The sequence below is a fragment of the Ruegeria sp. BJ5 genome, from assembly GCF_056537865.1.
In genome coordinates this window covers 499881-520062 of the sequence record NZ_JBQFSH010000001.1, presented here as the reverse complement: position 1 = coordinate 520062, position 20182 = coordinate 499881, and the positions used below count along the sequence as shown (strand labels likewise).

Below are 20182 nucleotides of genomic sequence, written 5' to 3'. Positions count from 1 at the left end.
GCATGCCGACAGGCCAGCCGACTATCCTGATCGTCGATGATGAGCCGGCGCTGCGCGAGGTGCTGGCCTACAACATGCAGTCCGCCGGGTACGAAGTGGTTCAGGCGGCAAGCGGCGAAGAAGCCCTGGTGCTGGTCCAAGAGGTGGCGCCTGATTTGATCGTGCTTGACTGGATGATGCCCAATCTCAGTGGGATTGAGTTGTGTCGTCAGCTAAAGGCACGCCCGCAGACCCGCGCAATTCCGATCATCATGCTGTCGGCGCGGTCGGATGAGGTGGACAAAGTGCGTGGTTTGGAGACGGGGGCCGATGACTATGTGGCCAAACCGTATTCGATGGCGGAGTTGATGGCGCGGATCCGAGCTCAACTGCGTCGGGTACGCCCGGCGGCGGCTGCGGAAACCCTAGAATACGACGACATCATCGTGGACCTCGAAAGCCACAAGGCCAGTCGAGCGGGCAAGCCGCTCCGGATGGGACCAACCGAATTCCGGCTGCTGAGCACCTTCATGGAAAAGCCGGGGCGCGTGTTCAGTCGCGATCAGCTATTGGGCCGTGCCTGGGGGCGTGACGTCTATGTCGATTCCCGCACCGTGGATGTCCATATTGGTCGACTGCGCAAGGCTTTGACGGCATTCGGCGGATCCGACCCCCTTCGAACGGTTCGAGGTGCTGGATACGCGCTGGATTAGCCTACCTGGGCAGTGTTTCGTCGTTTTGGGCCTGAGAAGCCAACCAGTGACGGAAGTGCCGAAGTGTCGGATCTTCGGACTTTGAGCTTGGCCAGACCAGGTAATAGGCCCCCATGGTTTCAACCGGATCCTTGCAGGCCGCAACAAGCCTGCCGGTCGCCAGGTCTTGCTCGATCAGGTAGTTGGGCAGCAAGGCGACGCCCAGCCCATGCAGGGCGGCTTGATTGATGGTCGTGAATTGATCGTGCACCGTACCGGGCAGGGCGCCTGAATGCGGAACACCCATTTGCTTGAACCATTCTTGCCAGGCGCGCGGGCGGGTCTGGATGTGAAGCAGGGGCAGTTTCAGCAATTCGCGCGGATCGTCCGGCGCGCCTCCTGGCAGCAGCGCGGGGGAACATACAGGCAGAACCCTTTCCACCTTCAGCAGCAAGCGCTCGGTGCCGGGCCAATCCGGTTCCCCGAAATGTAACGCGGCATCAAAGGGTTCCGATGAGAAGTTGAATGGCCTCAGACGCGTGGACATGTTGATCGTGATGTCAGGATGCAAACGGGCGAAATCCGGCAGCCGTGGCACCAGCCAACGCATTCCGAATGTCGGCAGGATTGCCAGATTCAGCGTTCCACCCACTGGCGCGACGTGCAGTTTCAGGGAAGCCTGCGCAATTTGGTTCAGACCTTGTCGAATTTCCGCGACATAGTCCTGCGCCACCGGCGTCAACGCCAATCGCTTTTTGTCACGCAGAATGAGCTGCACGCCCAGCTGGGTCTCGAGCGTCTGCAGTTGCCGGCTGACGGCGCTCTGGGTCAGCGCAAGCTCTTCCGCGGCGGCCGAGGCGGAGCCCAGCCGGTCCAACGCTTCGAGCGCGCGAAGCGAAGAAATTGACGGAAAGAGTCGACGAGGCGTATCCATCTATGCGTTTTACTCATGAAAACTTGCAAATGTCTCGCTGTTTTTTGCGTAAATTGCAGGGTAGGGTGCGTGTGAACTTCAGTTTGGAGCCAGAAGATGAACGCCCCCGACACCAAACCTGCATTGCGCGCAAAGGATGCGCCCGATCTTGGCCGCTTTGCTTGGTACGATCCGTTCCGCCTGTCTGATCAACTGACCGAGGATGAACGCCTGATCGCCGACAGCGCCCGTGCGTATGCGCAGGAAAAGCTGCAACCTCGGGTAACTCAGGCGTTTCAGAACGAGGAAACCGATCCTGAAATCTTCCGTGAGATGGGCGAAATGGGCCTGCTGGGCACCACCATTCCCGAGGAATACGGCGGGATTGGCGCCGGTTACGTAACCTACGGTCTCGTCGCGCGCGAGGTCGAACGTGTGGATTCCGGCTATCGCTCGATGATGTCGGTGCAAAGCTCGCTGGTGATGTATCCGATCTATGCCTATGGCAGCGAAGAGCAGCGCCGGAAATACCTGCCGAAACTGGCCAGTGGTGAATGGATCGGTTGCTTTGGCCTGACCGAACCGGATGCGGGATCTGATCCGGCTGGTATGAAAACCCGGGCAGAAAAGATCGACGGCGGCTACCGTCTGACCGGCAGCAAAATGTGGATTTCAAACGCGCCAATCGCCGATGTGTTTGTTGTCTGGGCCAAGTCCGATGCGCATGACGGAAAGATCCGCGGCTTCGTACTTGAAAAAGGCGCCAAGGGTCTGGGCGCGCCAAAGATCCAAAACAAGCTTAGCCTGCGCGCGTCAATCACCGGTGAAATCGTTATGGACGGCGTGGAGGTCGACGACAGTGCCTTGTTGCCGCACGTCCAGGGCCTGAAAGGGCCATTCGGATGCTTGAATCGAGCGCGCTATGGCATCAGTTGGGGTGTCATGGGGGCTGCAGAATGCTGCTGGCATGCGGCGCGTCAGTACGGTTTGGATCGAAAGCAGTTCAATCGTCCTTTGGCGCAGACACAGCTATTCCAGAAGAAACTGGCGGACATGCAGACTGAAATCGCGTTGGGTTTACAGGCCAGCCTGACGGTCGGACGGCTGATGGACAAAGCCGAAGCCGCGCCTGAGATGATCTCGATCATCAAGCGGAACAATTGCGGCAAGGCGTTGGATATCGCGCGGATGGCGCGGGACATGCATGGTGGCAACGGGATCTCGTTGGAGTTCCAAGTCATTCGTCACATGGTCAACCTTGAGACCGTCAATACCTACGAGGGCACGCATGATGTTCATGCGTTGATCTTGGGGCGGGCGCAGACCGGGTTGCAAGCATTCTACTGATCCGCAACCCAAAGTGCGCGTAATCGGTATTATGTAATTAAAGTGCAAGGCCTGGCACCGCTACGTTCGCGTTGGCGGTGCTATTTCAACCTGTTACGGTCCTGTGTGAAACCAAGACAGGATGCGCTGATGGACCTTCAAGGCAAAATCGTAGTTATTACCGGTGCAGCCCACGGCATCGGCAAAGGTATGGCGACACGCTTCGCTGCGGATGGCGCGCGTGTGATCTGTGCGGATATCGATGAAACCGGCGCCGAAGCCGTCGCCCAAGACATTGGCGGGCATTCGTTCAAATGCGATGTGGCCGACGAACACGAAATCCAGGCAATGATCGAAAGCGTTGAATCCAGCATCGGCCCCATTGATCTGTTCTGCGCCAACGCCGGCATCCTGACGCTTGGCGGTCTCGATGTTCCCGATGCGCATTGGGACAGGATCTGGAAGATCAACGTCATGTCTCATGTGTGGACGGCACGCCATCTGGTACCGCGGATGATTGCGCGCGGCGGCGGCTACATATTGATCACGGCTTCTGCTGCGGGGCTGCTCAACCAGCCCGGAGCCGCACCATACGGAGTCACCAAACATGCGGCGGTTGGTTTCGCGGAATGGCTGGCTTTGACCTATGCCGACAAAGGCATCCGGGTCTCGGTCTTGTGTCCTCAGGCCGTCCGATCGGAAATGACCAAAGGGTTTGAAGACTCAGTAGCCGCGATTGATGGCATGCTTGAACCCGAGGACGTGGCACAGGCATGTGTCGAGGCCATTGGGGCTGAGAGCTTTCTGGTTCTGCCGCACCCGCAGGTTCTGGACTACATGCGCTTGAAAACCGCCGATTACGACCGTTGGATTTCGGGAATGAACAAGTTGAATCAGCAGTTTGCAGGCGATACCTAGTCTTTCTTACGAGCGCGGCGCAGAAGGCCTTCCTGCGCGACGGACGCGACCAAGGTACCATCCTGCGTATAGATTGACCCGCGGTTGAAGCTGCGTCCCTGCCCTGTCCATGGCGACTCCATGGAATAGAGATGCCAGTTCTGGAATTGAACCGGCGCATGAAACCAGATTGCGTGATCCAGGCTCGCGCCATTGATTTCGCCCGTGAACCAGCTCAACCCGTGCGGACGCATGCCGGAACTCAGCAGCGCCATGTCCGAGGCATAGGCCAGCAATAGGTGTTGGGTCACGTGATCAGCCTGTTCCGCTGCTCCCATGCGGAACCACAGATGGTTTCGGTCGTCGCTTTTCTCGGGCTGAAATATGTCCAGGGGATCAATCTCGCGAACCTCGATCGGACGTTCGCGCAGCAATTCGGCGCGTAGCCTTTCGGGAACGCGGTTCAGGTATTTCTGCCGCAATTCATCGCGGGACGGTTGCGTTTCGGGCGCTGGGACATCAGGCATCGCGTGCTGATGGTCCCAGCCTTCATCCTGAATGTGGAACGAGGCCGACATGTTGAGGATCTGCTTGCCGTGCTGGATTGCCACCACGCGCCGTGTGGTGAACGACCCGCCATCCCGTGCGCGATCCACCTGATAGATAACCGGAATTTCCGGATCTCCCGGACGGATGAAATAGGCATGCAGCGAATGGCAAAGGCGGTTTTCGACCGTTCGGTATGCTGCTGCCAAAGCCTGTGCGATGACCTGACCGCCAAATATCCGCGTGGGCGTTTCACCGCCGGACCCGGTGCCTCGGAACAGGTCAACTTCAAGGCGTTCAATGTCCAGCAAATCCAACAGAATGCGTTCGGCTTCGGTCATTCGACTCTCTCTGGTTCTGTTCGTGATCGGCCTAGCAGGCCCGCGCGGGTCATTCAATGAGGGCGGCGTGAACCAGCGCTTTGAGTTCCGAGCGTGACGGGTAAGAACTGGAGGGCGACAACTGAGCAAAGAAAACCGCCGACAGGTCGTTCTTTTGGTCGACCCAGAAAAAGGTCGACGCCATTCCGCCCCAACTGAAATCTCCGACCGATCCGGGGGTACGTGCACGGCCCGGGTCCAAAACCACAGCGCCGCCAAGCCCGAACCCCATGCCGTCCATTGGCTGTTCGGCAAAGCTTTGGGGCCCCATGGACGCGATGTCGCCCGGCAAGTGGTTCCGCATCATGAAATCCACCGTGCTCGGGCCCAGCAGTCGTTGATCACCCACCTGCCCTTTGGCGCGCAGCATCTCGGCGAAACGGGCAAAATCGTCGATCGTGCTTACCAGCCCACCACCGCCGGAAAACAGCGTGGCCGCTTCGAATGGCGAGTCTCCGGCCTGATCCACCAATCGCAACGTTTCGCCGCCGGACCTGGCCGCGTTCAGGGCCATCGCGTCCCCCTCGAGCGGTGTGTAGAGCGAGGCGAACCGGTCCCCAGCCCCTTTGGGAACCGAAAACCAGGTTTCGTCCATTCCAAGCGGGCCAAAGATCTCATCGGCAAAGAATTGGCTCAGACTCCTGCCGGACACGACTTCGACCACGCGTCCGATAACGTCGATGCCAACCGAATACTCCCAGCGGCTGCCGGGGTGAAACGCCAATGGCAATGCAGCCACCGCCCGAACCTGATCGGCCAGCAGACCCTGATCCGGCTTGAACATCAGGTCCTGAGCATCCATCGCAGCGGGAAGAACGCCCGGATTGAATGGATAGCTTAGTCCGCTGGTGTGGGTCAGCAGTTGATGCAGGGTCGGCGACGTCGAGTCTTCTGTTTGATCAATGGATTGCGCGTCTTTCCGCAACGCCTTCATGTCGGCGAATTCCGGCAGAAACTCGGACACCGGCGCCTCAAGGTGCATTAGACCTTGTTCTACCAGCATCATCAGCGCTGTCGTGGTTACTGGCTTGGTCATCGAGTAGATGCGAACCAAGGTCTGGCGGTCGAACGGCAAATCTCCCTCGAGACTACGCAATCCACAATCGTGAAAGAAGACTTCGCGCCCGTGCTGCTTCAACAGAAAGGCGCACCCGGGGTATTTTCGTTCGTCCACATACCTTTGCATCCATGTCTGAATGCGGTTCAGCCTCGTCCGATCAAACTGCATTGGCCGAAATTTCCCCGTTTTTCTCTCACCTACGCGCAATCCTGCCGCCCCGTGGCAGAGAAAAACAGCCCAAAAAACAAAGCCGGCAAAAATTGCCGGGCGGGCGATCTGCAAGTCCGCTCTCGGCCACGACCCGCGACGCTGGTAGACTGACTGCGTTCTGGATTCGTGATTTGCAGCCGTTACCCCCTGATTTCGCCACCGGCCGGAGGTGCCAGATGACGCAGAACGTGGAATTCGTATACGACTTTTGCAGCCCAAACGCTTACCTCGCTCATAAGGTTTTGCCAGATATCGCCGCGCGGCACGCGGCCAGGATCCGTTATGTGCCGGTTCTGCTGAGCACAGTTTTCAAGGCCACCAACAACCAGAGCCCATTTCAGGCGTTTTCGGAAAATCGGAAGAAATCGGCGTATCTGACCCATGACCTGCACCGCTTTGCGCGGCGGCGAGGCCTGATCTTTCATATGAGCCCCTATTTTCCGCTGAACACGAAGTTCGCCATGCGTGGGGCAGTCGCGGTGATGGGAAAACCTTGGGAAGGCAGATACATAGATGCCGTTTTTGATGCAATATGGGTGCACGGGCAGAAGATTGACGACCTGAATGTATTGACCGACATCGTTCAAGAACATGAGCTGCCCGTACGAAAAATCCGCGAGGCGATCACCGGCGATTTGGGCAAGCAGACTCTGAAGGATCAGACAAAGGCGGCCGTTCGCCGCGGAGTTTTTGGGGTGCCTAGCTTGTTTGTCGGGTCTGAGATGTTTTTTGGTAAGAACAGCCTGGCCAACGTAGAACTCGAACTCGAGGCGTTGCACTGAGGTTTCAAGGACGCAGTCCCAATTGCCGGGCAGCATCAATAAGCTTGTGCGCGTGGTCTTTTTCAAGCTCTTCCGGGGTCACGTAAAAGCTGGGCCCGCCGATATTCAATCCAAATACCCGCCCGTCGCTGGCGGTGGATACTGGAACGGAAATGGCATGGACGTCGTCCCGCCACAGAGAATATCCGGTACAATAACCTTGTGTATCGTACTCATCCAACGCGGTTTTTATCGAGTCGCGCAGGTGACCTTCGGGCAGGTTCAGATCCCGTCGTGCAGCGTAAACCGCGGTTTCCCTTTGATCCTCGGTCATGCCAACCAGAATGGCCCGCCCCATGGCCGAGGAGAACAACGGCAGCCGGGATCCGACATGCATGGTAAGCGCCACGTTCTGCGTCGACCTGCTGACCGCGACGTATACGACCTCGGCCCGATGCGCTTCGCCGAGGGCGGCCGTCAGGTAAGGATTGGCGCCATCGCGCAGTTCCCTCAGCACCTCGACGGCACGTTCGCATATGTCAGCCGCTCCCAGAACTCCAAATCCCAGCCGCAGCACTCCGACACCAAGCCGATACGAACCGCCTGCGTGATCCTGAACAAGGTAACCAAGCTGGCACAGCGTATGGGTCAACCGCGAGATCGTTGGCTTGGGCAGACCCGTGCGTTCGGCAAAATCCGTGTTGGTCAGGGCCGTTTCGCCGTGGCGAAAGCACCGCAGCAGTTCAAGCCCCCGCGCCAGTGCAGTGACGAAGTTCCGATCCTTGCCAATGTCGGCGCTTGATGATGTCTCGGATACCACGCCTGCCCCTCTATCCCAGCGCTGCCAGACCATGTTTGGCGAACATCGGCACATAAGCTCCGAATGCGCGCGCTCGGGCCGGATCGGATGCATTCCCGTCCAGGGCGCGTTTGTAGACGCCTTGGAGAATTCCGGCCATGCGGAAGAAGTTGAACGCAAGATAGAAGCCGAAATTGTCGATCCCCGGCAAACCGCGCCGCTTACAATATGAGGCGATGAACTGCTGGTCGCTGGGCAGCCCGAGGCTGTCTCGGTCAACACCGGCCAGCCCCCGACCCTCTTTGCCCGGCGGCATCTGCCATTGCATGATTACGGCCGCCAGATCGGCATAGGGATGGCCGATGGTGGACAGCTCCCAATCCAGGACCCCGATGCAGGTGGTGCCGTCACGCTCGAACATCAGATTGTCGATGCGATAGTCGCCATGAACCAGCGTTCGTTGACCATCATCCGCCGGGATCGAGCTTTCCAGCGCGTGGATCAGCGCATCCATGTCGGCAACCGTTTCGGTTTCCGATGCGCGATACTGTTTGGTCCAGCGCGCGATCTGGCGTTCAAAGTAGTTGCCGGTCGGTCCGTAGTCGGACAGGCCCACGGCGTCGATATCGACCATGTGCAATTCGGCCAGAACCTGGTTCATCTCATCCAGAACGGCTCTGCGGGTTTCGTTGGTTTCGGCCTTCATGGTCGGTTCCAGAAAATTCCGACCGTCGAGACGCTCCATGACATAGAAGGCAGAGCCGATGATGCTGTCATCCTCGCACAGCACGTACATGCGCGGCACCGGTACATTGCTGTGCGCCAACGCGGTCTGAACACGGAATTCGCGGTCGACCGCGTGGGCGGATTTCAGCAGAACTCCGGGCGGTTTACGCCGCAGAACATAGGATTTGCCCGGCGTGCACAGTTCGTAGGTCGGATTGGACTGACCAACCGTGAACTTCGTCGCCTCAAGCGGACCGGCATAGCCTTGCAGGTTGGCGCGCAGATAGGAATCTACGGCGACAAGGTCGAGGGTGTTCGGGTCATCGCTCATGCGATCGGCCTCGCTTGATACTGGACCGGGTTTCACAGGGCATCGGCAAAGATGTTTCCTCCGGTCAGAACGTTGATTCCACCCGAAACCGGGATCACGGCGCCGGTCACGTAACTGCCACCGCGCCCGCTGAGGAACAGCATACAGCCCGCGATGTCCTCGTCGCGCCCGACACGACCCAGCGGGACCGACTTGCCCACTTTCTCGCGTTTTTCCTCGTCAGCCGTGGCAAAGGCGGTCATGCGCGAAACGAACGGTCCCGGCGCCAAGGCATTCACGGTTACGCGGTAGGGCGACAGCTCTTTTGCCATGATCTTGGTCAGATGGATGACGGCCGCCTTGGACGCGGAATAGCTGTAGGCGCCATCTCCCATGGGAACCTCTCCCATCACCGATGCGACGTTGATCACCCGTGCAGGATCATCGTCCGAGCCTGATTGCATCAGCAGGGGCAGCAGCTTCTGGGTCAGGTGAAAGATGCCGGCGACATTCACGGACATGACTTTGTCCCAGGCGTCATAGGGAAACTGTCCCATAGGCGCACCCCATGACACGCCGGCATTGTTCATAAGAATATCAAGCCTTTGGGTGCGGGTGTTCACCTCTTCGACCAGCGCATCAATACCGGCCTCGCTGCTGACGTCACCGGCAAACCCTTCGGCGGTTCCGGGAGCATCCAGCGCGTTCAGTTCGGCGGCTACAGCTTCGCAAGCTTCGCCCTTGCGCGAGGCGATCAGCACCCTCGCACCCGCGCGCAGCAAAGCCTCGGCTGCCATGCGGCCAATGCCGGTCGCACCGCCCGTGACCAAAGCAGTCTTGCCCGCTAGCGAAAATAATTTCTCCGGTGTCATCGGCCTCTCCCCATAATTCGTTTTTGTTGCGTCCTGAGTTCTATTTCAGGTCGGGTCAGTTTCACTGTGCAGAATTGCATTTCACATCTGCCTTGACAACATGGTGTCAGGACCCGACCTTCGGGCCGACAAATGGCGAGGATCGGAATACGAAATGCAAGCATTACTCAGCGTCGCCCCGGGTGGTCCGGAAACACTGGAACTTACCACCCTGCCCGATCCAACGCCCAAAAAGGGTCAGGTGCTGATCCGGGTACGTGCGGCAGGTGTGAATTTTCCTGACACGCTGATCATCCGCGATTTGTACCAGATGAAACCACCGCGCCCGTTCGCGCCCGGAGGGGAAGTGTCAGGCGATGTGATCGCCGTCGGAGATGGTGTTTCCGATCTGAAGATCGGTGACCGCGTTCTGGCCCTGACAGGCTACGGAGGTTTCGCCGAGCAGCTGTGCATTCCGGCCGCCAGCGCCGTTCCGATCCCGGAGTCCATGCCGTACGAGGATGCGGCTTGTTTCATCTTCACCTACGGAACGTCCTACCATGCGCTGAAGGATCGCGCCGGGCTCAAGGGCGGTGAGACCTTGTTGGTTCTTGGGGCCGCCGGTGGTGTCGGCTCGGCCGCGGTTGAGTTGGGCAAAGCGATGGGCGCGCGTGTAATTGCCGCGGTGTCCACGGAAGACAAAGCTCAGTTCTGCAAGGATTTGGGCGCTGATGAGGCGATCGTCTACTCCAAAGAGATGACGCGAGAGGCGCAAAAGGCGTTTTCTGCCGAAATCAAGAAGTTGGCGGGCGGTGATGGCGTTGACGTGGTCTATGATGCGGTTGGCGGCGACTATGCCGAACCGGCATTGCGCGCGATGGCCTGGAAGGGGCGGTTTCTGGTCGTTGGTTTTCCGGCCGGAATCCCCAATATCCCGTTGAATCTGCCTTTGCTTAAGGGCTGTGAGATCGTCGGCGTGTTCTGGGGCGCGTCCGTATTCCGCGATCCGGCCGGACATGCCGAAAACTTGCGGGAACTGTTTGCCATGTATCATGGCAGCAAGATCAAGCCGCGTATCAGCGCCCGCTTTTCCTTGCCCCGCGCCGCCGAAGCTTTGGAGATGTTGGGCGATCGGTCGGTTCTCGGCAAAGTTGTCGTGTCCATCGACTAGGAACGACATTCACGGTCGTTTCACAGCATGACCCCATGACCTGACCTGCACCCGCTCGCCTCATGAGAGCAAAGCCGGTAGACGCGTTTTCAATTCGCGGCTATGAAACAGGTATGGGGACAGAAAAATAATGCGTACTATTCTTGTATTGAACGGACCGAACCTGAACCTTTTGGGCACACGGCAGCCCGAGGTTTACGGTCATACCACCTTGAAGATGATCGAAGACTTGTGCGTTTCGCATGGCGCATCGATCGGGTTGCGTGTCGAGTGCGCTCAATCAAACCATGAAGGTGTGTTGATCGATGCCATCCACGGCGCGCGCGGGACCCATGACGGGATCGTCCTGAACGCCGGCGCGTATACCCACACGTCAATAGCGTTGATGGATGCCATTTCGTCGGCTGAACTGCCGGTAGTCGAGGTTCACCTGTCCAATATCCACGCCCGCGAGGCATTTCGGCACAAGTCCTACATCTCGGCCGTGGCCATCGGGCAGATCTGCGGCTTTGGCGCTCAAAGCTATGTTCTGGCGCTGGAAGCGCTGGCCGCGCATCTTCAGGAGGGTGGCGGCGCATGATGACGCTCAAGGAATACCTCAACTTTCTGAGCTATGTGAAAACCCTCGAGGAGCTTTGGGCCGCGCACACCGAACAGATGGCCAAGTATGGTTTTGACCGCCTGTTGTACGGACACACACAGTACCGCACCCAAACGTCTTTGGGCGACCCCGAAGATTTCGTGATCCTGACCAATCACTGCAAGGAATACATGGACGGTTTCCTTCGGGATGGTCTGTATTTCCATGCGCCCATGCTGAAATGGGCATTGGATCACGAAGGGGCCGCAAGCTGGAGCATGATCCGTGAGATGATGTCCAGCGGCACGATGACCAACGAAGAACGCAAGGTGTACGAGTTCAACCGCTCGAAAGGTATCACTGTCGGTTACACGATCAGTTTCACTTCGGTGTCCATGCGGTCGAAGGGGGCAATTTCGCTGGCCGCTCTGAACCGCAGCCAGGACGAGATGGACGAGATGTGGGCCAAGCATGGTGATGACATCCTGCTGATGAACAACATCGCCCATCTCAAGATCCTGACCCTGCCCTACAATCCCCCGAACCGCGCCTTGACCAAGCGGCAGCGTGAGGCTCTGGAATGGGTGGGTGACGGCAAAACGACCCAGGACATTGCCCTGCTGATGGGACTGACTTCGGCAACTGTTGAAAAACACCTCAGGCTGGCGCGCGAGGCTCTTTCCGTCGAAACGACCGCACAGGCGGTTTTGAAGGCTTCGCTGCAGAATCAGATGTTCGTAATGGAGGTCTGAAGCCGCTGTCGCACGACGGTTGACCTTAGGTAAGGAATACATGACTTCCTAAAACCGCGCAGAAATTGCACATTGATCCCGTTCCGTGAGTGGTGGCTTTAGCCAAGGAACATTTGGACGGATCTTTGTATTCCCAAGGCTCTCCGTTCGCTCTGACAAAGGGCGCTTATTCGTCCGCGTGCCGATGTCGGAAATTTTGGGGGGCCTCGACCATCCCCATCTTGCGGGGCCCTCCAATTACTACTCTGATCAATCGGAAAATTCGCCAAGAAAAAACCGGTCGCGCGTTGCGCAACCGGTTTCGGGTGTTTTTGGATCAGCCCGGAAAACCCGGGCTGAATAGGCGTCAGCCCTGAGCCGCTTTGGCGACTTCGGCAGCAAAGTCTTCTTTTTCGACCACGATGCCTTCGCCAACTTCCAGACGAACAAAACCGGTGATGGTTGCGCCGGCTTCCTTGGCCGCTGCTTCCACGGTCAGGTCGGGGTTCACAACGAACTGCTGGCTCAGCAGGGTCGATTCCGCAACGAATTTCTTCATGCGGCCCTCGATCATCTTTTCGATGACCTGCTCGGGCTTGCCAGACTCGCGCGCGATGTCCATCTGGACCTGCTTTTCTTTTTCGACAACGGCCGGATCCAGGTCGGCTTCGGACAGAGCGGCCGGGTTCACGGCTGCGATGTGCATCGCGACCTGCTTGCCGATGGCTTCATCGCCGCCCGAAAGAGCAACCAGAACACCGATCTTGCCCATGCCGTTGGTCGCGGCGTTGTGGACATACGAGACTAAGGTGTCGCCCGACAGTTTGGCCATGCGGCGGACCGACATGTTTTCGCCGATGGTGGCGATCTTGTCGGTCAGCGTGTCGGCAACCGACTTGCCGCCGAGATCAGCAGCCAGCAGTTCCTCAACCGAGTCAACGCCCTGGGCTGCATAGGTGATCTTGGCGACCATTTCCTGGAACTCGGCGTTCTTCGCGACAAAGTCGGTTTCCGAGTTCACTTCGACAGCAACACCGTTGCCGCCTTCGACGTGAACGGCAACCAAGCCTTCTGCTGCGGTACGGCCGGATTTCTTTGCGGCCTTTGCCAGACCTTTGGTGCGCAGCCAGTCAACGGCCTCGTCCATGTTGCCGCCGGTTTCGGTCAGCGCTTTTTTCGCGTCCATCATACCTGCGCCGGTCGAGTCGCGCAGTTCTTTCACCATTGCTGCAGTGATTGCCATCTCTTGGCTCTCCTCAATTCAAACGGAATTGGGGCAGGTCTACCCTGCCCCATATGTCATTTACGTGACGGGCAGCTTACGCTTCGGCCGACGCTTCGGCTTCTTCTGCAACGGCTTCTTCAACCGGTGCTTCTTCGAACTCGCCCAGGTCGACGCCGGCGGCGCCCAGCTGTGCGGTCATGCCGTCCAGCGCAGCACGTGCGGCCAGGTCGCAATACAGTGCGATTGCACGGGCAGCATCGTCGTTGCCGGGGATGATGTAGTCCACACCATCCGGCGAGCAGTTGGTGTCGACGACAGCCACAACCGGGATACCCAGCTTGTTGGCTTCGGCGATGGCCAGGGCTTCTTTCTTGACGTCGATGACGAACAGCAGGTCAGGAACGCCGCCCATCTCGCGGATGCCGCCCAGCGAAGCCTGCAGCTTGGCCTGGTCACGCTCCATGCCCAGACGCTCTTTCTTCGTCAGGCCTTCAGCGCCCGATTCCATGGCTTCGTCGATCTGGTTCAGACGGTTGATCGACTGGGAAACGGTTTTCCAGTTGGTCAGCGTGCCGCCCAGCCAGCGGTGGTTCATGTAATACTGAGCCGACTTTTCAGCGGCTTCGGCGATCGGCTGTGCTGCCTGACGCTTGGTGCCGACAAACAGAACGCGGCCACCTTTGGCGACGGTGTCACGCACCGCCTGCAGCGCCTGGTCCAGCATCGGAACGGTCTGGGTCAGGTCCATGATGTGGATGCCGTTGCGCGCGCCATAGATGAACGGCGCCATGCGGGGGTTCCAACGCTGTGTTTGGTGACCAAAGTGAACGCCAGCTTCCAGCAGCTGACGCATGGTGAACTCGGGAAGAGCCATGCTATTTTTTCCTTTTCCGGTTTTCGCCTCGGCGGGGGTGAAAGAAGCGTTTGCTCCAACCGGCGGCCTTGATGAGGATGTCTCCCTCAAAACGACCAAACCCCGCCTGCGGATTTGAATGCCGCGCGTATACGGCAGGTTGACTGATGGTGCAAGGGGCTTTTACCCCTATTTTTCTGGCCGCGCCAAGGCATGCCCGTGGCGAACGGCCTGCTCGCAATGCGCGGCCAAAGCCTTGCGGTTGTCGAAATCGCTGACCCGCGCCGGAGAATGATAAATCAATTCGACCCGCCCCTGCCGCCGCGCGCCCAGCGTCTTCAGAAGATGCGGGGCAAAATCCATGTCCCCCCACCAGCCATAGAACCGGTCCGGCTGCCCGTCGGGCGCGTGGTAGACAACCGAAACCGGCTGAACATACATGAAATCACGCAGCTCATCTGCAAAGAATGCCGCAAAAAGCGTTGTTTTGAATGGCAAAACCCGAAGGCCATCTGTCGATGTGCCCTCTGGAAAAAACAACAGCTTGTGCCCGGCCTTCAGACGGTCTTCGAACAATCTGGTCTGCTCGCGCGCTTTTTTGGGATTACGTTCGATGAACACGGTTCCGGTGGCCCGGGCCAGCCAACCGATGCCGGGCCAATTCGCCACCTCGGCCTTGGACACGAAGTATACACGCTTGCGGGCGTTGAGCGCGAAGATATCCAGCCAGGACGTGTGATTGGCCACAACTGCCCCGCGCTGCTGCATCAACTCACCCGAGCTGGAAAATCCGATCCCAAGAATTCGAAACGCATTGCGACATACGAATTGGGCAATGAACGGCGTTACCGGCCGACGCAGGCCAAAGATGGGTCTTTCGACCAGGCGCACAAGCAACAGAACGATCAGACCACCGAACACCAGCACAGCCAGAGGAAGCCCCCGCAGGATCACCAAAATCCAACCCGACACGCCCAACTCAACCGGGTCCGGGTCGTCCGAGCTGTGCCAGACAGCGCCGTTTGGCACGTCACGCTCCGCCATAGATGCGTCTCTGTCTTTCGTTCATCCGAGTGGTGTCGAGGATCAGGCAAACGTCGGTGGTGTTGAATGCATGATCGATGAATGCCCCCTCGCCCACAAACCCACCCAATCGAAGATAGGCCTTGATCAAGGCCGGAACTTGCAACATCGCACCCCGTCGATCCAGCGCATCTTTCGGAACCAGGTTCATGTTCTGAAAAACATCCGGCTGCGCCCGCACCCGCAGCTCGGGTGGCGCCAAGTGGTTGTGATGCAGCATCGACAGAGGCTGGGCAAGGTGCTTGACGTCTGTGCCGTGAAAACTGGCAACGCCGAACAGAACCTCGATCTCCCGTTCGGACACATATTTCGCGAGGCCATTCCACAAATGATACATTGCGGTTCCGCCGCGATAGTCCGGATGCAGGCAGGACCGGCCGAGTTCCAGCAATTTGCGGCCGCTGTTTTTCAGAACGGTAAGGTCGTATTCATCCTCAGAGTAGAACCGTCCGACTTCAGCTACGCGGTCACCCGGCAACAGGCGGTAGACTCCGACCACTTGTCCGTTGGCGTCGTCATAGGCCAGCATGTGATCAAAATACGGGTCGAACTGGTCGCGCTCCAGACCTTCGGCGTGATCGACCATCTCTCCCCCACCGCCCAGTTCACGCACGAAGACATCATAACGCAGCCGCTGCGCCGCGCGCAGTTCCTCGTCGGTTTCGGCAAGTTTGACAGTGAAAGAAGGGCCCGTATCCGGCATTTGGAATGGTCGTCGTCTTGTTGCGATCCCAGCGCTGATACCGCAGCTGCGCGGCGAATGGCAACACGAACCGGGTGGCGGACACCGTTAACCTTTCCTAAACCAGTTTCAGGGATCAAGAACCGGCATCAAGGCGATGCGTGTTCCGTCAATCACCACTTTGCCCTGGTCGCGAAAGTTCACGGTGATCTTGCCCGCGATGTTGGACTGGACCTGTCCGACGCCCCAGTCGGGGAAATCGGGATGGCGGACATACATGCCCGGTGCAAGAATGGCATTCAGATCTGTCATGCGGCGGCTCCGGGTCGGGCATGGGCGGATACCACAGGAGGTACGCATGGGCGACACCAACGTCAACCTGGCCGAGTTGATCGGCTCTCGGATCTGCCACGATCTGATCAGCCCGATCGGCGCGATCACGAACGGTCTGGAACTGTTGGAGATGGTTGGCGGCACCCAGGGCCCCGAGATGGAGCTGATTACCGGCAGCGTCGGCAGCGCCGGGGCGCGGATCCGGTTTTTCCGCGTGGCCTTTGGCGCGGCCAGCGATCAGCCGCTGGGCCGCAGCGAAGTGACGGATCTGCTGCGCGATGTCGAGCGTGCGGGCCGAGTCCGGGTGCATTGGAACGTCACCGAGGCGATGCCGCGCAATCAGATCAAACTGGCCTTTCTGGCCATCATGTGCTGCGAAAGCGCCATGCCCATGGGCGGCGAGGTCAAAATTGACAGCGTGGGCGACAAATGGACGGTCACCGGTACGGCCGACCGCATGAATGTCGATCCGGACCTGTGGAAAGGTCTCCCGACCGGCACATTCGCCAACAAGGTGACACCGGCGCAGGTCCAGTTCGCCCTGCTGCCGCAGACGGCGGCAGCGCAGGGCCGTCGAGTTTCGGCCGAGACGGGCGCGACCCGCGTGGTGCTGCGGTTCTGACCCGGCGCCTCAGGCGCGCGTCGTGCCGTTGCCGCGAACCAGATATTTGAAACTGGTCAGTTGCGCTGCCCCCACCGGGCCGCGCGCGTGCATTTTGCCCGTGGCGATCCCGATCTCGGCGCCCATGCCGAACTCACCACCGTCCGCAAATTGGGTCGAGGCGTTGTGCATCAGGATCGCACTGTCGAGCCGTTCAAAGAAACGGTCGGCGGCGGACTGATCCTCGGTCATGATGCAATCGGTGTGGTTCGATCCGTATTGGCGGATATGCGCGATTGCCTCGTCGATATCGGCCACCGGTTTTGCGGCGATGATGCTGTCCAGAAACTCCGTGCCCCAATCGACATCGCTGGCCGAAACGGTGCCGTCGATGGCCAGCGCACCTGCGGCATGAACCTCGACGCCCGCGGCCAGCAGCGCGGCGATCACGTCACGCCCCAGCGTTTCCGCGATATCCTGATGCACCAGCAGGCATTCGGCCGCCCCGCAGATGCCGGTGCGGCGGGTCTTGGCGTTCAACACCACGTCCAGCGTTTTCTGCGGATCCGCTGCCTTGTCGATGTAGATGTGCACGATCCCTTCAAGATGGGCAAAGACCGGAACCCGCGCCTCGCGCTGGACCAGCCCAACCAGTCCCTTGCCGCCGCGCGGCACGATGACGTCGACATAGTCGGTCATGGTCAGCAATTCCTGCACCGCCGCCCGGTCACGGGTCGGCACCAGCTGGATCGCATCCTCGGGCAGGTTGGCGGCCTTCAGACCATCGACCAGACAGGCGTGGATCGCGGTCGAAGAATGAAAGCTTTCCGACCCGCCGCGCAGGATCACGGCGTTGCCCGACTTCAGGCACAGCGCCCCGGCATCCGCGGTCACGTTCGGGCGGCTTTCATAGATCACGCCGATCACGCCCAGCGGGGTGCGCACCCGGCGGATGTTCAGCCCCGAAGGCATGTCCCATTCGGCCAGAACTTCACCCACCGGATCGGTCTGTTCGGCCACGGTGCGCAACCCGTCGACCATGCCCTGAATGCGCGCCTCGTCCAGCATCAGACGGTCCATCATGGCCGGGCTCAGACCCTTTTCGCGGCCATAGTCCAGGTCTTTCCTGTTGGCCTCGATGATCTGCGCGCGGTTCTTCCACACGGCTTCGGCGGCGGCGATCAACGCTGCGTGTTTGCGCTCGGCTGAGGCAAAGGTCAGATCCCGAGACGCATCCTTGGCGCGCTTGCCAAGATCGGCCATCAGGGCGGGAATGCTGTCAAAGTCCTTCATGTCATTTGCCTTTCCGGTCGTCGGACCAGCCAAATCTATCAGTTTTCGCGGCTACAAAGCCAGATCATCACGGTGGATCATCACCGCACGGCCGGGATAGCCGAGTGCGTCCTCGATCTCGGAGGATTTCCGCCCCTTGATGGCGTCTGCCTCATGCGCGGTATAGCGGCTGAGGCCCAATCCCAGACGCCGGCCCTCGTGATCCTTGATGGCCACCGGGTCGCCCCGTCCGAAATCGCCCGTCACTTCGACGATGCCGGCCGGCAGCAGGCTCTTGCCATTCTCCAGCGCCCGCACAGCCCCTGCATCGACCGTGATCTCGCCCCGCGGCTTCATCGCCGAGATCCAGCGTTTGCGCGCCGCATGCGGGTCCAGCTTGGCCTTGAACCAGGTGCTGTTCGCGCCATTATTCAGCAGTTTCAGCGGGTTCAATGGCGATCCTTCCGTAATCGCCATGTCACAGCCCGCCGCCGTCGCCATCTGCGCGGCCATCAGCTTGGTCTTCATGCCGCCCTTGGACAGCCCCGAACCGGCGTCACCGGCCATTGCCTCGATCTCGGGCGTGATCGCGTCGATCACATCAAACCGGGTGGCGGACGGGTCTTCGGCAGGGTTGCCAGTGTAGAACCCATCGACATCGGACAGCAGAATCAATTGGTCCGCACCGACGGTCACGGCGATCTGCGCGGCCAGGCGATCATTGTCGCCGTAACGGATTTCATCCGTGGCCACCGTATCGTTCTCGTTCACGATGGGCACCACTCCCAACGCCAACAGGGTTTCCAGCGTCGCGCGCGAGTTTAGGTACCGGCGGCGGTTCTCGCTGTCCTCAAGCGTCACCAGAACCTGCGCCGTGGTGATGTCGTGGGGGGCCAACGCCTCTTCATAGGCCCGCGCCAGCCTGATCTGCCCGACGGCGGCGGCGGCCTGGGACTGCTCCAACGAAAGGGTGGTTGCGGGCAGGCCCAGAACACCGCGCCCCAGGGCGATCGACCCGGAGGAGACCAGAACCACATCCGTCCCCTGCCCCTTGAGCCAGGCCACGTCCTGCGCGAGCGAATGCAACCAGTCCGACCGCAGCTTGCCGGTCGAACGATCGACCAGCAACGCCGAGCCAATCTTGACCACCAGGCGCTTTGCGTCGGTCAGGGCTGCCACGTCTCGCGCTCCTCGGTGGGTTTCTGGCGCAGACGGTTTTCGTCGATCTGGGCGCGCAGGGCCCGCAGAACCTCGGTCACGCCCTGTCGGGCGACGCCCGACATGGTCATGACAGGGCCGCCCACGGCCTCTTCCAATTCGGCCTTGGCCAGTTCGAGCTGTTCTTCGTCCAACGCGTCGATCTTGTTCAGCACGGTGATCCGGGGCTTGTCGGCCAGCGCGCCGCCATAGGCTTCAAGCTCGTGGATGATGGTGTGATAGTCCTGCGCGATGGTCTCAGACGTGCCATCGACCAGATGCAGCAACACCGCGCAGCGTTCGACATGGCCCAGAAAACGGTCGCCGATGCCGCGGCCTTCATGCGCGCCTTCGATCAGGCCGGGAATGTCGGCCACCACGAATTCCACGTTGTCCACGCCGACGACGCCCAGATTTGGGTGCAGCGTGGTAAAGGGATAGTCGGCGATCTTGGGCCGGGCATTCGAGGTGGCGGCCAGAAAGGTTGACTTGCCCGCATTCGGCAGGCCCAGCAGGCCCACATCGGCGATCAGCTTCAGGCGCAGCCAAATCGTACGGTCCACGCCCGGCTGCCCCGGATTGGCACGGCGCGGCGCCTGGTTGGTGGCCGATTTGAAATGCAGGTTGCCGAAACCGCCATTGCCGCCCCGCGCCAGAAGGACACGTTGCCCCACTTCGGTCAGGTCGGCGATCACCGTCTCCTGATCCTCGTCCAGGATCTCGGTTCCGACCGGCACGCGCAGGATAATGTCGTCGCCGTCCTTGCCAGTGCGCTGCTGGCCCCGGCCGGGCTGTCCGTTTTTGGCAAAGAAATGCTGCTGATAGCGGAAGTCGATCAGGGTGTTCAGCCCGTCCACGACCTCAGCCCAGACGGACCCGCCTTTGCCGCCGTCCCCGCCATCGGGGCCGCCGTATTCGATGTACTTTTCGCGTCGAAAGCTGACGCACCCGCTACCGCCGGCCCCGGACCGGATGTAGACCTTTGCAAGATCGAGAAATTTCAT

General features: G+C 59.7%; 22 protein-coding genes. 8 read left to right on the top strand and 14 right to left on the bottom strand.

Annotation, left to right across the window (positions count from 1 at the left end; translation table 11 throughout):
- Window positions 1-2 precede the first annotated feature (2 nt).
- Complete coding sequence (phoB, locus tag ACR0NY_RS02600) at window positions 3-692, top strand: phosphate regulon transcriptional regulator PhoB (RefSeq protein WP_170368443.1); 690 nt, start codon at window positions 3-5, stop codon at window positions 690-692.
- A 1-nt stretch (window position 693) separates the two neighbouring features.
- On the opposite strand, the gene ACR0NY_RS02595 is transcribed toward phoB, so the two are convergent.
- Entirely contained in the window at window positions 694-1605 is a 912-nt protein-coding gene (locus ACR0NY_RS02595; protein ID WP_170338607.1) for a LysR family transcriptional regulator, read from the bottom strand.
- Window positions 1606-1701: 96 nt separating this feature from the next.
- On the opposite strand from ACR0NY_RS02595, the gene ACR0NY_RS02590 reads away from it, so the two are divergent.
- On the top strand, window positions 1702-2931 hold the full coding sequence (locus ACR0NY_RS02590; protein WP_170368442.1) for an acyl-CoA dehydrogenase: 1230 nt from the start codon (window positions 1702-1704) through the stop codon (window positions 2929-2931).
- Between the two features lie 129 nt (window positions 2932-3060).
- Window positions 3061-3828 carry an SDR family oxidoreductase gene (locus tag ACR0NY_RS02585; RefSeq protein ID WP_170368441.1) on the top strand — a complete coding sequence of 256 codons (768 nt, stop codon included), beginning with the start codon at window positions 3061-3063 and terminating at the stop codon, window positions 3826-3828.
- On the opposite strand, the gene ACR0NY_RS02580 is transcribed toward ACR0NY_RS02585, so the two are convergent.
- Complete coding sequence (locus ACR0NY_RS02580) at window positions 3825-4694, bottom strand: acyl-CoA thioesterase (RefSeq protein WP_170338613.1); 870 nt, start codon at window positions 4692-4694, stop codon at window positions 3825-3827. The genes ACR0NY_RS02585 and ACR0NY_RS02580 overlap by 4 nt on opposite strands.
- A 49-nt stretch (window positions 4695-4743) precedes the next feature.
- Window positions 4744-5961 carry a serine hydrolase domain-containing protein gene (locus ACR0NY_RS02575; protein ID WP_170368440.1) on the bottom strand — a complete coding sequence of 406 codons (1218 nt, stop codon included), beginning with the start codon at window positions 5959-5961 and terminating at the stop codon, window positions 4744-4746.
- Between the two features lie 218 nt (window positions 5962-6179).
- Between ACR0NY_RS02575 and ACR0NY_RS02570 the strand changes: the two genes are divergently transcribed.
- A complete protein-coding gene (locus ACR0NY_RS02570; RefSeq protein WP_170368439.1) occupies window positions 6180-6785 on the top strand; it encodes a 2-hydroxychromene-2-carboxylate isomerase in 606 nt (201 codons plus the stop codon).
- Between the two features lie 4 nt (window positions 6786-6789).
- Here ACR0NY_RS02570 and ACR0NY_RS02565 read toward each other — a convergent pair whose 3' ends face one another.
- From ACR0NY_RS02565 to ACR0NY_RS02555, 3 genes are read right to left on the bottom strand one after another with little or no spacing between them, the layout of a single operon-like run.
- Complete coding sequence (locus ACR0NY_RS02565; protein ID WP_367646341.1) at window positions 6790-7584, bottom strand: IclR family transcriptional regulator; 795 nt, start codon at window positions 7582-7584, stop codon at window positions 6790-6792.
- Window positions 7585-7594: 10 nt separating this feature from the next.
- Window positions 7595-8620: a phosphotransferase gene (locus tag ACR0NY_RS02560; RefSeq protein WP_170368438.1), complete on the bottom strand. Its 1026-nt coding sequence runs from the start codon at window positions 8618-8620 to the stop codon at window positions 7595-7597.
- 32 nt (window positions 8621-8652) lie between these two features.
- Window positions 8653-9471, bottom strand: a complete 819-nt coding sequence (locus tag ACR0NY_RS02555; RefSeq protein ID WP_170338621.1) for an SDR family NAD(P)-dependent oxidoreductase — start codon at window positions 9469-9471, stop codon at window positions 8653-8655.
- Between the two features lie 154 nt (window positions 9472-9625).
- Here ACR0NY_RS02555 and ACR0NY_RS02550 point away from each other — a divergent pair, with 154 nt between their 5' ends.
- From ACR0NY_RS02550 to ACR0NY_RS02540, 3 genes are all read left to right on the top strand, one after another.
- Window positions 9626-10621, top strand: coding sequence for an NADPH:quinone oxidoreductase family protein (locus ACR0NY_RS02550; protein WP_170338623.1), 996 nt, complete (start codon window positions 9626-9628; stop codon window positions 10619-10621).
- Between the two features lie 130 nt (window positions 10622-10751).
- Entirely contained in the window at window positions 10752-11201 is a 450-nt protein-coding gene (aroQ, locus tag ACR0NY_RS02545) for a type II 3-dehydroquinate dehydratase (protein ID WP_170338624.1), read from the top strand.
- Window positions 11201-11953 (top strand): LuxR family transcriptional regulator, encoded by a 753-nt coding sequence (locus ACR0NY_RS02540; protein WP_170368529.1) that lies wholly within the window; start codon window positions 11201-11203, stop codon window positions 11951-11953. Before aroQ ends, ACR0NY_RS02540 begins: the two co-directional genes overlap by 1 nt.
- 346 nt (window positions 11954-12299) lie before the next feature.
- Here ACR0NY_RS02540 and tsf read toward each other — a convergent pair whose 3' ends face one another.
- From tsf to ACR0NY_RS02515, 5 genes are all read right to left on the bottom strand, one after another.
- Window positions 12300-13175 (bottom strand): translation elongation factor Ts, encoded by an 876-nt coding sequence (tsf, locus tag ACR0NY_RS02535; RefSeq protein WP_170338626.1) that lies wholly within the window; start codon window positions 13173-13175, stop codon window positions 12300-12302.
- Between the two features lie 76 nt (window positions 13176-13251).
- Window positions 13252-14031, bottom strand: a complete 780-nt coding sequence (gene rpsB / locus ACR0NY_RS02530) for a 30S ribosomal protein S2 (protein ID WP_093962056.1) — start codon at window positions 14029-14031, stop codon at window positions 13252-13254.
- 168 nt (window positions 14032-14199) lie between these two features.
- Entirely contained in the window at window positions 14200-15054 is an 855-nt protein-coding gene (olsA, locus tag ACR0NY_RS02525; protein ID WP_170338628.1) for a lyso-ornithine lipid O-acyltransferase, read from the bottom strand.
- Window positions 15041-15796, bottom strand: a complete 756-nt coding sequence (gene olsB, locus ACR0NY_RS02520; protein WP_170338630.1) for an L-ornithine N(alpha)-acyltransferase — start codon at window positions 15794-15796, stop codon at window positions 15041-15043. The genes olsA and olsB overlap by 14 nt, the downstream gene beginning before the upstream one ends.
- Before the next feature lie 108 nt (window positions 15797-15904).
- A complete protein-coding gene (locus ACR0NY_RS02515; protein ID WP_093962053.1) occupies window positions 15905-16087 on the bottom strand; it encodes a DUF3553 domain-containing protein in 183 nt (60 codons plus the stop codon).
- A 46-nt stretch (window positions 16088-16133) separates the two neighbouring features.
- Between ACR0NY_RS02515 and ACR0NY_RS02510 the strand changes: the two genes are divergently transcribed.
- Window positions 16134-16730 carry a histidine phosphotransferase family protein gene (locus tag ACR0NY_RS02510; protein ID WP_093962052.1) on the top strand — a complete coding sequence of 199 codons (597 nt, stop codon included), beginning with the start codon at window positions 16134-16136 and terminating at the stop codon, window positions 16728-16730.
- A 9-nt stretch (window positions 16731-16739) separates the two neighbouring features.
- Here ACR0NY_RS02510 and ACR0NY_RS02505 read toward each other — a convergent pair whose 3' ends face one another.
- The 3 genes from ACR0NY_RS02505 to obgE are packed head-to-tail and all read right to left on the bottom strand — an operon-like array spanning window position 16740 to window position 20182.
- Window positions 16740-18002: a glutamate-5-semialdehyde dehydrogenase gene (locus tag ACR0NY_RS02505; RefSeq protein WP_170368437.1), complete on the bottom strand. Its 1263-nt coding sequence runs from the start codon at window positions 18000-18002 to the stop codon at window positions 16740-16742.
- 51 nt (window positions 18003-18053) lie between these two features.
- On the bottom strand, window positions 18054-19160 hold the full coding sequence (gene proB / locus ACR0NY_RS02500) for a glutamate 5-kinase (RefSeq protein WP_170368436.1): 1107 nt from the start codon (window positions 19158-19160) through the stop codon (window positions 18054-18056).
- On the bottom strand, window positions 19148-20182 hold the full coding sequence (obgE, locus tag ACR0NY_RS02495) for a GTPase ObgE (RefSeq protein ID WP_005983058.1): 1035 nt from the start codon (window positions 20180-20182) through the stop codon (window positions 19148-19150). The genes proB and obgE overlap by 13 nt, the downstream gene beginning before the upstream one ends.